This window comes from Pasteurella skyensis, from assembly GCF_013377295.1.
GTDB classification, from domain to species: Bacteria; Pseudomonadota; Gammaproteobacteria; order Enterobacterales; family Pasteurellaceae; genus Phocoenobacter; species Phocoenobacter skyensis.
Genome location: NZ_CP016180.1, coordinates 908,926 through 924,265 on the forward strand (window position 1 = coordinate 908,926; position 15,340 = coordinate 924,265).

General features: G+C 32.7%; 14 protein-coding genes. 7 read left to right on the plus strand and 7 right to left on the minus strand.

All coding sequences use genetic code 11. The features are described from left to right. Positions 1–11: 11 nt before the first annotated feature. Positions 12–1,268, minus strand: a complete 1,257-nt coding sequence (locus A6B44_RS04350; protein ID WP_090920833.1) for a phage/plasmid replication protein, II/X family — start codon at positions 1,266–1,268, stop codon at positions 12–14. A gap of 160 nt (positions 1,269–1,428) precedes the next feature. Between A6B44_RS04350 and A6B44_RS04355 the strand changes: the two genes are divergently transcribed. Then, entirely contained in the window at positions 1,429–1,755 is a 327-nt protein-coding gene (locus A6B44_RS04355) for a helix-turn-helix domain-containing protein (protein ID WP_090920835.1), read from the plus strand. 782 nt (positions 1,756–2,537) lie between these two features. Here A6B44_RS04355 and A6B44_RS04360 read toward each other — a convergent pair. Next, the gene (locus tag A6B44_RS04360) at positions 2,538–2,948 is read right to left on the minus strand and encodes a hypothetical protein (protein WP_090920837.1); all 411 of its coding nucleotides are present in this window, start codon (positions 2,946–2,948) and stop codon (positions 2,538–2,540) included. A gap of 585 nt (positions 2,949–3,533) precedes the next feature. Between A6B44_RS04360 and A6B44_RS04365 the strand changes: the two genes are divergently transcribed. Continuing rightward, a complete protein-coding gene (locus A6B44_RS04365; protein ID WP_090920839.1) occupies positions 3,534–3,719 on the plus strand; it encodes a hypothetical protein in 186 nt (61 codons plus the stop codon). 137 nt (positions 3,720–3,856) lie between these two features. On the opposite strand, the gene xseA is transcribed toward A6B44_RS04365, so the two are convergent. Continuing rightward, positions 3,857–5,185 (minus strand): exodeoxyribonuclease VII large subunit, encoded by a 1,329-nt coding sequence (xseA, locus tag A6B44_RS04370; RefSeq protein ID WP_090920842.1) that lies wholly within the window; start codon positions 5,183–5,185, stop codon positions 3,857–3,859. A 99-nt stretch (positions 5,186–5,284) separates the two neighbouring features. Then, on the minus strand, positions 5,285–5,728 hold the full coding sequence (locus A6B44_RS04375; RefSeq protein ID WP_090920844.1) for a hypothetical protein: 444 nt from the start codon (positions 5,726–5,728) through the stop codon (positions 5,285–5,287). A 356-nt stretch (positions 5,729–6,084) separates the two neighbouring features. Here A6B44_RS04375 and A6B44_RS04380 point away from each other — a divergent pair, with 356 nt between their 5' ends. Both A6B44_RS04380 and A6B44_RS04385 read left to right on the plus strand, forming a co-directional pair. Next, positions 6,085–6,843 carry an isocitrate lyase/PEP mutase family protein gene (locus A6B44_RS04380; protein ID WP_090920846.1) on the plus strand — a complete coding sequence of 253 codons (759 nt, stop codon included), beginning with the start codon at positions 6,085–6,087 and terminating at the stop codon, positions 6,841–6,843. Then, complete coding sequence (locus A6B44_RS04385; RefSeq protein WP_218061393.1) at positions 6,844–7,455, plus strand: bifunctional transcriptional activator/DNA repair enzyme AdaA; 612 nt, start codon at positions 6,844–6,846, stop codon at positions 7,453–7,455. A 204-nt stretch (positions 7,456–7,659) separates the two neighbouring features. Here the strand turns inward: A6B44_RS04385 and murQ are convergent, their stop codons facing one another. The 3 genes from murQ to A6B44_RS04400 all read right to left on the minus strand — a co-directional run bounded on the left by murQ (position 7,660) and on the right by A6B44_RS04400 (position 10,752). Continuing rightward, complete coding sequence (gene murQ / locus A6B44_RS04390) at positions 7,660–8,577, minus strand: N-acetylmuramic acid 6-phosphate etherase (protein ID WP_090920848.1); 918 nt, start codon at positions 8,575–8,577, stop codon at positions 7,660–7,662. Positions 8,578–8,629: 52 nt separating this feature from the next. Then, positions 8,630–9,481: a BRO family protein gene (locus A6B44_RS04395; protein ID WP_090920850.1), complete on the minus strand. Its 852-nt coding sequence runs from the start codon at positions 9,479–9,481 to the stop codon at positions 8,630–8,632. Between the two features lie 146 nt (positions 9,482–9,627). Beyond that, complete coding sequence (locus A6B44_RS04400) at positions 9,628–10,752, minus strand: anhydro-N-acetylmuramic acid kinase (RefSeq protein ID WP_090920852.1); 1,125 nt, start codon at positions 10,750–10,752, stop codon at positions 9,628–9,630. A gap of 233 nt (positions 10,753–10,985) precedes the next feature. Here A6B44_RS04400 and A6B44_RS04405 point away from each other — a divergent pair, with 233 nt between their 5' ends. The 3 genes from A6B44_RS04405 to uvrB all read left to right on the plus strand — a co-directional run bounded on the left by A6B44_RS04405 (position 10,986) and on the right by uvrB (position 15,296). Continuing rightward, a complete protein-coding gene (locus tag A6B44_RS04405) occupies positions 10,986–11,453 on the plus strand; it encodes a Dps family protein (protein WP_090920854.1) in 468 nt (155 codons plus the stop codon). Positions 11,454–11,622: 169 nt separating this feature from the next. Further along, positions 11,623–13,059 carry a PTS glucose transporter subunit IIBC gene (gene ptsG / locus A6B44_RS04410; RefSeq protein WP_090920856.1) on the plus strand — a complete coding sequence of 479 codons (1,437 nt, stop codon included), beginning with the start codon at positions 11,623–11,625 and terminating at the stop codon, positions 13,057–13,059. 218 nt (positions 13,060–13,277) lie between these two features. Beyond that, positions 13,278–15,296 carry an excinuclease ABC subunit UvrB gene (gene uvrB, locus A6B44_RS04415; protein WP_090920858.1) on the plus strand — a complete coding sequence of 673 codons (2,019 nt, stop codon included), beginning with the start codon at positions 13,278–13,280 and terminating at the stop codon, positions 15,294–15,296. The last annotated feature ends 44 nt before the right edge of the window (positions 15,297–15,340 follow it).

A 15,340-nucleotide genomic window follows, 5' to 3' on the forward strand; every position in this document is an offset into this window, starting at 1 on the left:
TTAACGCTCCTTTAAGCTGCTTTTAAATATGTGTAATTTGGTTCAATATACCAAGATGGTTTTTGATGGGTGAAATCAATTTCTACTAATTTCATAAACGGAATAATATTATTTTTTTCTTTAGATTTTAAATTTTGTAATTGTGCTTTTGTAAGACCGATCGCCATTAAATCATACAAATTACGTCTAAAAGTCTCACGAGACATAGAGCGATAAACGTTATCATAACCACGATCTAATAATCTCTCATAAAACCCATACAAACGATCTGCTTTTGAATAACTAACATTACCCTTAGGGGTGATTTTTAAATAATTTTTACGTAATAAATTAATAATTTTTTCTTCATTATAAACATTCATTTTTGTTTCTCCAATCGCATCAAATATATCTTTAAAAGCTTCTATCCATAAATCTTTTATTAAATCTTCACCATTTTTTTCATAAGCTTTTTGATAATTAATTAAATCAAACAAATTTCTTGGTATATGTTTATCATTTAAATAACGTTGTAATAATCTAGCTTCAAATCTAACACATTTCTTTGCAAATTCTTGTAATCTAATATCAGTTAAAATATTTAATGAGTTCATTAAATAAGGAGATTTACACTTCATCAATTGGTTTTGAAGCTCCCCTATTCTTCTATGTAATTCATAACCTTTTAAATAGGCTTTTAATGTTCTTCTACGGCTTCCTGTGTTCCAGCATACTGTTGTTTCATAATCACGGTTAAATCTAGTTTGTTTTGATTGACCTGAATGAATATTTTTTAAAAATGCAATTAACTGTTTTTGTAGGCTATCATTAGGAATATGAGCAGAATAAGTAACATCAATCCAATCAACTGTTGCAGAGGATATATCTAACATTTCATAAAGTTCAGGACGACCAACAGCAAGAGTATTCAACATTTCAAAAGCACAAAGTTCAATATTTGTCGAACCGAAAACATTATGACCCTGTAATAGTTTCGCTGGGCTTGCTTTTAATTCTAAAAAAGGCATTTTTGAAAGATTATCACTCCCCTGCCATATCTTTATTGCTAAAGTTGAAAAATGGCTTGGTAATTGTTCATAAGGATGGCGAAGTTCTGAAAGGTGTAAATCACCGTCAATTTCAAAAGAAACATTGCCAGCTGATAATTTTAATCCTGATTTTTTAGCAATAACTTCTAAAGACGTTTTTAAAAAAGCAGTCTCCCCATCATTAAGGATGAGCAATTCACTTTCTTTAAAACTAATAGAAATTTTCAAAAAATCAATCATTAAAATTCTTCATTTAGGAAACTTAATGTAAACAAGTATATTAGTAACATATTATAAATGCAAATTTTTGTATTAAAATAATAAAATATGAAAAAAACTATAAAAAAACTATAAAAAAACTATACTGAATAATACAAAAAAAAACATAAAAGAGAGTTATATGAAACATATCGGTGAAAATATCAAACATATTCGTAAATCAGCAGGAATAAGCCAACAAGATTTAGCAGATATGAGCGGAATATCAAAAGGGCAAATATCAAAATTAGAAAGCGGTGAACAAAATAACCCACAAATAAATACAGTAGTTTCAATAGCTGCTAATTTAGGAGTTGCAATAGAAGAAATTATCTATGGTGAAAAAACCGAAAGTTTCTCATATTTAGAAAAAGCATTAAAAGAATTACCTGAAGAAGATCAATACGCTATAAAACAGCTAATAAAAACTTGGTTAATAATGCGAAAATCTGAAAAGATAGAATTTTAGAATTGTTTAAAAAAAAAAGCTATTTTGTCTCAAAATGAGACAAGAGTCCACTATTACTATTAGAGTCCACTATTAAAGATAGTGGACGGAGCAAATTCAACTTAATTCTATAATTCAAACATTTTTTAAGATTATATATCGGAATTTGGTCTAATAGGGGGTGAGTATTTTCTTGTTTTCTGAAAAACATTTTTACGCACAACTAATTCATTTTTTCAAATAAATATCCAAGCTACGCTTACGCTATATCAAGGGGCAAGCCCCTTAATAATCCCCTTTATCATCAAAAATAAGTCATTTTTATACCGCTTTTGGCGTGCTGCGGCAAATCCGCTGCACGCTTAAAGCGGTATTTTTAACTATATTATTTATAAATATGGTTATATTTGGAAGGGAAAGAACATCGCATAATGCAGATTATGTATAAATTTTCGCACTATTAAAAAATGGTATAGCACTCAAATTCAACATAATCTTGATATACATTATGCGAAGTTAAGGTTATATAAAATGACTGTATAAAACTGTAGGAAATTTGAATATGTTATTCTTTGAAATTGGCATTATGATTAATTTATGTTTTATGGCATATTTAATTGTATGCTTCGTGCATTTAGTAAAACATAAATAATATAGCGGTACACGATCCTGTAAAAAATTTGCAAATTTTTGCTTAAATCATACCGCTTATTTTATTACTTTAAATGTTGGAAAACATAATATATATGATATATTTTAACCCAATATTCATCTTCTGTTTTCAATATAAAAAAATAACCTTATTATTTTTCTTTTAACATTGCTTTAAGCTTTTTATATCTTTGTTCTGCTATTTTTTTATAATCATCGCTTTCAAAAAATTCAATGTATTTAATTAAAATATTATCTAATTTTAATATTTCTTTATCAAAGTCTAATTCATAACTCCATTTTGAAGATTCTTTTGATTTAGTTTCTTTTGCTTGTTTAAAATACTCGCCTAACTCACCAATCTTTTTATAATCATTTTCTAATTCTTCTTTATTAAAAGGTATAGAAAAATCTTTTTCATAAACTTCATAAAGTAACTTAACAAGTGCAATACCTGCTTGTTTTGCAATAACTACTAAATGATGCTTTTCTTTTGTCACAAAATCAAAGCCTACATCAAATGCACGTATTGGATCATAAAAATAAAAACTGTTCTTTTTCATAATACACTCCTTTATCGTTAATTGAACAAATATTATATCTCAAATAAACGAGAATAAAATATATTCTTTATATTAAATTTTTTAACCTAAAAACATCACCTCTTTAAAATAATCCTTTTAAATCAAAATAGAAAGTGAGCACTTACTAAAAAACAATGCAAAATAACACCTTTGTGCATTTGCACTAATTTGCTTTTTATCGCTGTGGATAAGTGGATAACTCTATTTTTCTTATTCATCCTATTTTTTTACATATTTTAGCTATTTTTATGATCCTAAAATAGAGCAACATATTCCATCAAAACCTTATACCTTATCGTTATAAAAAAGATCTTTTCAAAACAACTGTGTGAGTAAACACTTATATTAAATGCCTTTTTGTAAGTATTTACTTACTTTTAAAATCAATAACGCTTTACAAAGTGAGCAATCACTCTCTTTGATGCGAAAAATCTAAGTTTCTAATAAATTAGATTGCGTTTAATGCTTATTTTCTCAGAAATTAGATAAATAAAGCGTTTGTTTTTTCTAAAAAAGTTGCTATTATTTCTTTGTTTATAACAACTTATAAGAAGAGGGTTAAAAATGCCAACAAAGCATATCGATAACTTAACTTGGGATCGTGTCCAAAAAGAACACGTTAAAGCGGTGATTCTCACTAAAACCAGTTTTAAAGATACTGAGATCTTAAAAATGTTAATTAATAAAGGATTAGAACATATTTCAGATAGTGATTATCAGAAATTTGCGGATCAAAAAGAAGGGAAATAACATATATATTCACCTTATTATTTATTTTTTTAATAAGATAATTATATTTTGCAATAATAATAGAGAGTTTAAATATTAAAGCGGTAAGATATTTGTTTATTTTTACATATTTATACTATATTAATAATAAATAGATCTTAATTTTTAATTTGTATAATTTTACTCGTAAATTCACCCTCTAATACTTTAGTATTTATATTGTCTCCTATTTTTATTTGTTTTGTTGAAGTAATTACTTCATCATTATTATTTTTTGTCACACTATACCCTCTTGAAAATACTTTTAAGGGGCTTAAACTTTCAAGCTGAGTACAATATTGTTGGAATAATTGCTGTTTTTGAGTGAATTTTTTTTCTATCGCATAGTTTAAACGTTGTGTTAAATAATCTTGCTTCTGTTGTTGTTTTATTAAATAAGAAGACAATGGATTTAATTTTACCCTCTGATTTAGTTGTACAATGTTCTGCTTTTTAGTTTTAATAACCTGTTGAAACGCCTTTAATAACAGTGTTTTTTGTTGTTCAAGCTGTGTTTTTTGATATTCAACTTGACGCATCGGATGTTGAAAGCTTAAACGTTTTTGTAGCTGTTCTAATTGAGTGATCTTACTTCCCCATAAACGATCGAAAGCAAAATTAGATCTATCATAATATTGCTGTAATTGACGTAATAGATCTTGTTGATCTCGACTGACTAACTCTGCTGCAGCTGAAGGTGTCGGAGCTCTTAGATCTGCCACAAAATCAGCAATGGTTACATCAATTTCGTGCCCTACGGCACTAATAATGGGAATATCCGACTTAAAAATAGCATAGGCAACGTCTTCTTCATTAAAACACCACAAATCCTCTAATGAGCCGCCTCCTCGCCCTACAATAAGCACGTCACATTCTTTACGGCTATTTGCCACCTCAATACTTGTGACAATGTCACGTTTTGCTTCACTCCCCTGCACCAAAGTTGGATAAATAATGATATTTAAACTAGGATCGCGACGTTGTAACACATTTAATATATCTTGTAATGCTGCACCTGTTGAAGATGTCACAATTCCCACTGTTTTTACAAATGATGGGATCGCTTTTTTATATTGTTGTGAAAATAACCCAGCCTCAGATAACTTTATTTTCAGCTGTTCGAATTGCTGTTGTAATAAACCATCCCCTGCCATCTGCATACTTTCAATAATAAGTTGATAATCCCCTCTTGGCTCATACAAACTGATTTTGGCACAAACCAATACTTGCATTCCATTTTGAGGCTGAAAATTAACGGATCGATTTTTCATTCTGAACATCGCACTACGAACCTGAGCCTTATCATCTTTTAAAGTAAGATACCAATGCCCTGAAACAGGTTGGCTAAAATTAGAAATTTCTCCTGTCAGCCAAATATGCCCCAGCTCCATTTCAAGTAGATTACGAACGGTATAGTTAAGTTGTGTAACAGTTAGAATATTACTCATTGCAAATATCGATAATTAAAATAATAGGATAAGTTTACTAAAATATGGAAATAAAGAAAGGGGTATTTAAAAATTACAAAAAACGTGACAATGTCACAATTAAAGTATTGGAACAAGATTTTGAATATTTCTTTGACTGTTATAATAAAAACGATAACCAGAAGCTATTTGTTGGTATTTATTTACGACTAATCCATTCATAAAGATAATATATTCAGAGTTAACTTTTAAAGGAGCCGAAAGTTGCTCAGAAAAATTAGTACAAACTTCTTCACCTAAATATTGCGAATTATCATAAAATTTAGTCCAAATATAACTTACAGAGTGTGATTGTTGACTTTCAGGCAGTTTTTGTAAAGTGAAACTTACATCTTTAACTATAAATTTTTTAGATATGCTAGGTTTAAAGCACAATTCCTGTTTTTTTGTATATATCAACATATCCGCCTTTATAGGAGACTTATGCGAAGGATTTCTTCCATCACAAGACATTAGTAAACTCATACATACAGTGAATAAACTAATTTTGTAAATATTTAACATCAAAATGCTCCACTAATAAGTTAAAACGTTATTTATATATCATTTTTCAGATGATAGACTATACACTTCTGAGCCATCATAACATATAAAAAACAATCAGCAATAATGTCTCCTTGTTATGGTTCAAAAAGAAATTGATAGTAATAATATAATGCAAATTGTTGTACAGATACACCATACAAGATATAACTTACAAAAGTTATTTTAAATGAAGTACTAAAATTAACCCTTATTTTGCAAATTTTAATTAGGATCTGACCGCTATATAAAAAATACTCGTCCAATTTTCGGTTGTTGGCTCAATTTAAGCACTGTATATTGCCTAATATCACAGGATCATATTAGGAATATAAGCAATGAGATTTAAAGAATTACATAATCAGACTAAACCATTACTAATCGCAAATGTTTGGGATGTACCTAGTGCAAAAATTGCGGAGAAACAAAACTTTCAAGCAATTGGCACATCAAGTGCAGCAATTGCAACACTTTTAGGTTATGACGATGGTGAAAAAATCAGTTTTTCAGAATTAGAATATGTGGTAAAACGCATTATTTCAAATACAAAATTGCCATTATCTGTTGATTTAGAAGCTGGATATAGCCGAAATCCAGCAACAATTGTTAATCATATTAAAAAATTAGCCCAATTAGGCGTTGTTGGTATTAATATCGAAGACAGTGTCGTGATCAATGATATTCAGACACGGGTTAATGCGGATGATTTTGCAAAAACATTAAAAGAAATAACAGAACATCTAAAAAAAGAGAATATCAATATTTTTATAAATGTACGAATCGATACTTTTCTATTAGGTGTTCCAAATGTGATAGAAGAAACTAAAAAGAGAATTAAATTGTACGAAAAAACACATATAGATGGGCTGTTTTTGCCTTGTATTGAAAAAGAAACGGATATAAAAGAGATGGTGAATTATACAAATTTACCTTTAAATGTAATGTGTATGCCAAATCTTCCTGATTTTAAAACGTTACATCAATTAGGGGTAAAACGAATAAGTATGGGAAATTTTTTGTTTGACAAAATGTATCGTCAACTTGAGAATACAATGCAAGAAATTTCAAATCACCAATCATTTCAAGCGATTTTTTAAATGCGAATTACCGATAAAAAGACCATCGACACCTATTACACTGCTCTGCTAGAAAGAAATCAACAGTTTGTAGGAATCTTTTTTGTAGGCGTAAAAACAACCTCTGTTTTTTGCATTGTGACTTGTCGAGCCAGAAAACCCAAATTAGAAAATGTTGAGTTTTATACGACATTCAAAGAGGCTTTAGACAATGGTTACAGACCTTGTAAAATTTGTAAACCTACTGAAAATGCAAATAAAGCACCAAAGCAAGTAGAATTGGCTATTCAATTAGTGAAAGAAAATCCAAAGGAAAAAATAACGGATTATCAACTCCGCCAAAAAGGAATAAGCCCTGACGTTGTACGTAGATGGTTTAATAAGCATTATGGAATGACTTTTCAGGCATACCAAAGAATGTACAGAATAAACAATGCCTATCAAGAATTAAAAAAAGGAAAGAACACCACTCACACCGCCTTTGATTCAGGTTACGAATCATTAAGTGGCTTTGGTTATACTTTTAAAAAAATGATCGGAAAATCCCCTAAAAGCAGTAATGAAAAAAATATTATTTTAATTAGTCGCTTAACAACGCCACTTGGAGCAATGGTTGAGCGATTTTTTTGTTAACCATAGTGTATATGGCTTAGAAAAGTATTTTACGAGTGCGTACATCTTGCCAAAGGTTAACCATCGTGTAGATGGCTTAGAAATAAGTACAGCACGCTTGCGAGTTGAAATGAGAACTAATGGGGATGTTGTTTTTTTGTTAGTAGACAAGGCATACCTTGTCTCCACGGTATTACTATATTTAGCACTGTTATTTGTAAAAAATCACAAAGAAGTAACCGCTTGTTTTAATCTGCCCTGATTATTTTCTAACAATAATTTTGCTTGGTCTTTTGGTAAACCACTTAAAATTATCATAATAGCTAATTTGGAATGATTATCTGCCTCTTTTAATACTTGTTCAGCCTGCTCTTTTTCACATTCTGTGGCTTGCATTACAATTCGTATTGCCCGTGCTCTTAATTTTTCATTGGTTGCTTTTACATCAACCATTAGATTTTGATAACATTTTCCCATTAATACCATACTGGCTGTTGTGAGTATATTTAATACTAATTTTTGTGCGGTACCTGATTTCATTCGGCTAGAACCTGTTAACACTTCTGCTCCCACTCTGGTTTCAATCGTAATATCAGCCACTTCTGCCATTTTACTTTGTGGATTACTCACAATCGCCACTGTTGTTGCGTCTAATTGTTTTGCATAGGCTAAAGCACTTACTACATAAGGCGTTCGACCACTTGCGGCTATGCCAACTAAAATATCATTTGCTGAAAATTGAATATGCTGCAAATCTTCAATACTGGCTGTTTGACTATCCTCTGCTCCTTCAACTGCATTACAAATCGCACGCTCGCCACCTGCAATAATGCCCTTAACCATTTCCGATGAAACCCCAAAAGTTGGCGGACATTCAGAAGCGTCAAGCACACCTAAACGTCCACTAGTCCCTGCACCAATATAAATTAATCGCCCTCCTTTTTGGAAAGCATTCACAATTTTTTCGACAGCTAACGCAATCTGTGGCAAAGATTTTTCTATCGCTACAGGCACTTTTTTATCTTCATTATTGATAATAGTCACAATTTCCAGTGCTGAAAGCTGGTCAATATCGTGTGAATTTGGATTACGTTGCTCGGTTATCATCTGAGCCAGTGAATTTAACAGGTTTTGTTGTGTCATTTTGTTCTCTCTATATAAATAAGCGGTATGATTTGATTAAGAATTTGCAATTTTATGATTTATTATCTTTGTCTGTAATTTCCACAACATCATTAATCAACTTTGCAAAATCAAGTGCATTTTTAGAGGTAATTACAGGTTTTCCACTGTCTTTTTCAATTTCTTTACGAGCATTACCTGCAATATTGCCCCCTCGTTTTGCCACTTTTTTATTTTCATCTAAACCAATAGGATTGTGGATATTAGTCAGTTCTGTAGTAGTGGCTTCTGCTAACATATTTAACACTAATTCTAAGGTAGACATATTATCTCTTAAATTTTCTTTTTTGAGATTTTTAAATTCTTTATATTCTCTTGTTGTCATTCCAGACCAAGCTTTTGAGATTTCATTTGTTAAAATTGCAAATTCCCTCCCTGCTCGAACACTATGCTCTTGCCAAGTATCTGTTAATTCCTTTCTGACTTGTATTGCTTGAAGACGTTGATTGATCCATTCTTTGCTATACCCTTTTTTTAAATAGGTTTGTAATGCTCGATCTATCGCTAATTCAGGATCGATAATTTCATCAATTCTTTCTTTTCCAACCTTCGCTAGCCACATTTTAAATGGCTCTGCTTTTGGGGAAGGAATAGACTGAATGAGCCTGAAAATACCTTGTATACTAGCAGATTGAATTTGTCTTTTTTTACCATCTAATGCTATCATCTGAAGAGGGGTACAAATTGTACCCCACTTTAAATTAAGTTCACTATCTCTACTTCTTAGTTTTTTAACATATTGCTTTGGATCTTTACTTTCCGTTAATACCTGAACAACATCAACAATAGAAAAGAACCATTCTTCTTTTTCTTCATCCCACACTGAACGGATCTGACTGTCTTCAAATAATTTAATTTCATTCACTAATCTCTTTCCTTCTATTTCTCTTTCCATAAGTTAGATCACACGTCGACAAATTGTCGACAACTAAAATTACTTTTCATATTATACGACACTAGATCTATCAGTCCCCACATACAATACTTAAAAACTCGATCCAACTCACAAAATTATTTAGGATAAATCACCCCTAAACTCACCGCCTTTGTTGCACCTGTCACACTTGGCATATTAGAGGGTAAATTGTGTATGCGTTGATAAGCTAACCAAGCAAAAGCAGTGGCTTCAACATAATCAATATCTAAACCATAATTCGTTGTCGTGCTTACATTCCATTGTGGTAATAATTCTTTGAAATCTTGCATAATAAGAGGATTTTTTGCCCCTCCTCCACATACCAAAAAGCGACAGGGTAACGATTTTGTTTCTAATTTTAATAACTCTTGAACGGTACTTTGAACAGTAAATTCAACTAATGTACGTTGAATATCTTGAGGTAAACAAGCGGTATGATGTTGTTCAAAATTTGCAATTTTTTGTTCTAACCATTGTAAGTTAAACTGCTCTCTCCCCGTACTTTTTGGTGGAGGTTGTTTAAAAAATGGCTCATCTAACAAAGTCGCTAACAATGATTGATTCACTTGCCCTGTTTTCGCCCATTCACCATTATTATCATAAGATTTATTAAAGTGCTTACCAATCCAAGCGTCTAATAAAAGATTGCCTACTCCTGTATCGTAACCAATCACCGCTTGATCAGGAATTAAAACAGAAATATTACTAATTCCACCAATATTTAAAACAACAGTTGCAAATTTTGGATCAAAAAAGACCGCTTGGTGAAAGGCAGGAACCAGTGGGGCACCTTGCCCACCAAATGCCATATCTTTACGTCGAAAATCAGCAACAGTCGTAATACCTGTTTTTGCAGCAATAATATTAGCATCTCCAATTTGAGTAGTAAAAGGATGAGCGGTTTGTGGTGAATGCCAAACGGTTTGACCGTGACAACCCACAGCTTCAATCTGCTCTGCTTTTAAATGATTAAGATTTAAAAATTGATTGATCGCATCCGCATACAGCAGACCTAAGCGATGATCTAACTCACCCAATTGCTGTAATGAAGTTTCTCCTTTTAGGCATAGTGTTAAAAGTGACTGACGTAATGCTTCTGGCATTGCAACAAAATGACAGGCTTTTAAAACAGGCTGTGAGGTAGAAAAATCAACCAGAGCCAAATCTACTCCATCTAAGCTGGTACCAGACATTACACCAATATAATATTTAGGTTGCATACAATTTTATCTCTCTTTTGTTGTTTTCCAAATTATAGAATAGTATTTCTTTTTTTCAAAATACAAAATAAACATCACAGACTATCATTTAGAAAAATTTGATTGGCATTAGCTATTGTTTTAATAAATGGTAAATTTTAAAAGCAAATATATAATGCGCTCAACTTATCAAGATTCTCTTTATGAGAAGACTGATTTTTATTTATTACATCATTTTAAATTAAGGAAAACTTATGATTAACAATATTGGTTTAAACACTCAATCATCAAACAACATTGCAACTGAATTAAATAAACTTTTAGCCAGCTACCAAGTATTTTATACAAATGTACGTGGCTACCACTGGAATATTAAAGGCGTTAACTTTTTTGAATTGCATACAAAATTTGAAGAGATTTACAGTGATTTAGTGATTAAAATAGATGAAATTGCAGAGCGCATTTTAACGTTAGGACAAACACCAAATAATGCATTTAGTCAGTATTTAGACACCTCTCGTATTAAAGAAGATATTGCAGTAAGTGATGCAAAAGGCTGTTTATCTGGAACTTTAGCAGGTGTTCAAATTTTGTTAAAACAACAACGTGAAATAATGGAAATGGCAGCTCAAACTAATGATGAAGGAACGGCTTCGCAGATGAGTGATTATATTAAAGAGCAAGAGAAACTCGTTTGGATGCTTTCCGCTTCTGTTGTTTAAATTTGATGACATACATTTTACTGCTTGATTTACAATTATTTAAACAATTACGCCCAAAAAAGTAATAATATTTTGCAAACGGCTATTTTTTAACATATTATTACACTTACTTAACATATGTTGAGTAATCTATTATTTTTATTTTTAAAGTTAAAACAAGGAAAATTGTATGTTTAACAATCTTTTTGCCAATTTACAAAAAATTGGTAAAGCGTTGATGCTACCTGTTTCAGTGCTTCCTGTTGCAGGTATTTTGCTCGGTGTTGGTGCAGCACACTTCTCTTGGATGCCTGAAATCATTTCAAACCTTATGGAACAAGCGGGTGGTTCAGTCTTTGGTCAAATGCCACTTCTTTTCGCTATTGGTGTTGCACTTGGCTTTACCAATAATGACGGTGTATCAGCATTAGCCGCTGTTGTTGGTTATGGTATTTACATTGCGACTCTTAAAGTAATGGCTGGTTTTATCGGTGTTGAAGGCATTGATACTGGTGTACTTGGTGGTATTTTATCAGGTTCTATCGCAGCATGGTCTTTCAATCGTTTCTTCCGTATTCAATTGCCAACCTATTTAGGCTTTTTTGCGGGTAAACGTGCCGTACCGATCATTACTGGTTTCTTAACTATCTTCTTAGGTGTTGCCCTTGCATTTATTTGGCCTCCAATTGGTCATGGTATTGAATCATTCTCTCATTGGGCAGCAGTACAAAATCCTGAAACCGCATTTGCCATCTATGGTTTTGTTGAACGTTCATTAATTCCATTTGGTTTACACCATATCTGGAACGTACCATTCTTCTTTGAAGCGGGTACTTGTGTAGATAATGCTGGTGAAGTACAAAATGGTATTGTTACTTGTTTTGTTTCTGCAGATGCAGCAAGTCGTACAGCTGAAATGAGCTACTTCGGTCAAATGGCAGGTGGTTACCTATTCAAAATGTTCGGTCTTCCAGCAGCAGCAGTTGCCATTTGGCACAGCGCTAAACCTGAAAACCGTGCAAAAGTAGGTGGTTTAATGCTTTCTGCAGCATTAACTTCATTCTTAACAGGTATCACTGAACCAATTGAATTTGCATTCTTATTCGTTGCTCCTGTTCTTTATATTGTTCACGCTTTCTTAGCAGCAGGCGCATACTTTATAACTAATGCATTAGGTATTGTTCATGGAATGACATTCTCACACGGTTTCATTGACTTTACTGTATTATCTTCAAACTCACAAAAAATCTTCTTATTAGTAGGTGTAGGTTTGATTTATGCAGCAATCTATTACACAGTATTCCGAGTATTAATCAAAGCATTAAACTTAAAAACACCAGGTCGTGAAGACGAAGCTGATGAAGCTGAAGTTGAACACGTTGAGCATTCTTTAATGGCTCAAGAGCTTGTTAAAGCCTTTGGTGGTAAAGATAATATTGCTAACCTAGATGCTTGTATCACTCGTTTACGTGTTGCTGTAAAAGATATTGAAACAGTTGATCAAGCTCGCTTAAAAGAACTTGGTGCAGCAGGCGTTATTGTAGTTAAAGGTGGTGTTCAAGCTATCTTTGGTACAAAATCAGATATGCTTAAAACAGAAATGGATGATTGGATTAAATCTCATTAATCTAATTCTTTAATTTTTGATAAAAAGCGACACACCCCAAAAATTGAACACAACTTTGGGGTGTTTTTTTATATTTTAAATATAATTTTGCAAAAAGTTGAATTTATCTTACCGCTTCATTACTCTTCTATTTCTAAATTTAGTTAATCAAATGTCTATGCTATGTTAAACTAACGCAATATTTTTTCTTTCTTTTATTTTATTATTCAAAACAACATATGCAAAAACAAAAGCCTTTTATTTTACATAGTCCTTTCAAACCTGCAGGAGATCAACCTGAAGCCATTGCAAAACTAAAAGAAGGCTTAGAAGACGGTTTAGCCCATCAAACGTTACTGGGTGTAACGGGTTCAGGTAAAACTTTTACAATTGCCAATGTGATTGCAGACTTAAATCGCCCTGCAATGCTACTCGCCCCTAACAAGACCCTTGCAGCACAACTTTATGCTGAAATGAAAGCTTTTTTTCCTGAAAATGCGGTTGAATATTTTGTGTCTTACTATGATTACTATCAACCAGAAGCCTATGTGCCAGCCAGCGATACTTTTATTGAAAAAGATGCGTCCGTAAACGAACAAATCGAACAAATGCGACTGTCTGCTACTAAATCTTTTTTGGAACGCCGAGATACGATCGTTGTTGCTTCTGTTTCTGCTATTTATGGATTAGGGGACGCCGATGCTTATCTTAAAATGATGTTGCATTTGCAAGTGGGGGAAATAATCAATCAGCGTGAAATTTTATCTCGCTTAACGGAATTGCAATACTCTCGTAACGATCAAGCTTTTCAACGTGGAACATTTAGAGTGCGTGGTGAAGTGATTGATATTTTCCCTGCGGAATCGGACGATCAAGCATTACGTGTCGAGCTTTTTGATGATGAAATTGAAAATTTATCCCTTTTTGATCCATTAACAGGGCAAACCACTGGGCGTGTACCTCGTTATACGGTTTACCCTAAAACCCACTACGCCACGCCTCGTGAACGTATTTTAGAAGCGATTGAAAAAATCAAAGCAGAGCTTGTTGAACGTCGTGAATATCTGATCAAAGAAAATAAGCTCGTTGAAGAACAACGCCTGACACAACGCACCCAATTTGATATTGAAATGATGAACGAACTTGGCTACTGCTCTGGTGTTGAAAACTACTCTCGCTATCTTTCAGGCAGAAAAGAGGGTGAAGCACCGCCAACATTATTTGACTATATGCCTGCTGACGGTTTGCTAATTATCGATGAATCTCACGTGACTGTACCACAAATTGGGGGAATGTATAAAGGCGACCGTTCTCGTAAAGAAACCCTTGTGCAATATGGCTTCCGCTTGCCTTCTGCATTAGACAATCGCCCATTACGATTTGAAGAATTTGAAGCCCTTGCACCACAAACAATTTACGTTTCCGCCACCCCAAGCAATTATGAATTGGAAAAATCAAATGGCGATGTGGTGGAACAAGTGGTTCGCCCAACAGGACTGCTCGACCCTATTATTGAAGTTCGCCCTGTGGCAACCCAAGTCGATGATTTACTTTCAGAAATTCATAAACGCACTGAAGTAGAAGAACGTGTTTTAGTAACAGTTTTAACCAAGAAAATGGCGGAAGATCTAACGGATTACCTTGATGAACACGGCGTGCGTGTGCGTTATTTACACAGCGATATTGACACCGTTGAACGTGTTGAAATTATCCACGATTTACGAATGGGAATGTTTGATGTACTGGTTGGAATTAACTTATTACGTGAAGGCTTAGATATTCCAGAAGTATCGCTTGTCGCCATTTTAGACGCTGATAAAGAAGGCTTTTTACGTTCTGAACGTTCACTCATCCAAACCATCGGACGTGCTGCTCGAAACCTAAATGGTAAAGCAATTTTATATGGTGACAGAATTACCAATTCAATGGAAAAAGCCATTAGCGAAACCCAAAGACGTAGAGCAAAACAACAAGCTCACAATGAAAAACTGGGTATTACGCCACAAGGTTTAAATAAACAAGTCAGTGAATTACTTGATATTGGGCAAAATAATAAAACAAAACGAAATAAAAAATCTACAAAAGTAGAAGAAAATCCTGCTACTTATATTCCAAAAACTCGCAAAGCATTAGAAAAAGATCTTAAAAAACTCGATGCTGAAATGCGAGAATTTGCTCAAAACCTCGAATTTGAAAAAGCGGCTGCTACAAGGGATAAAATTAAACAGTTGAAAGAGTTTTTGTTGATGATAGATTGATTGCATAAAATACCTTTATTTTTAGCTTTTTTAAAATTACTTTA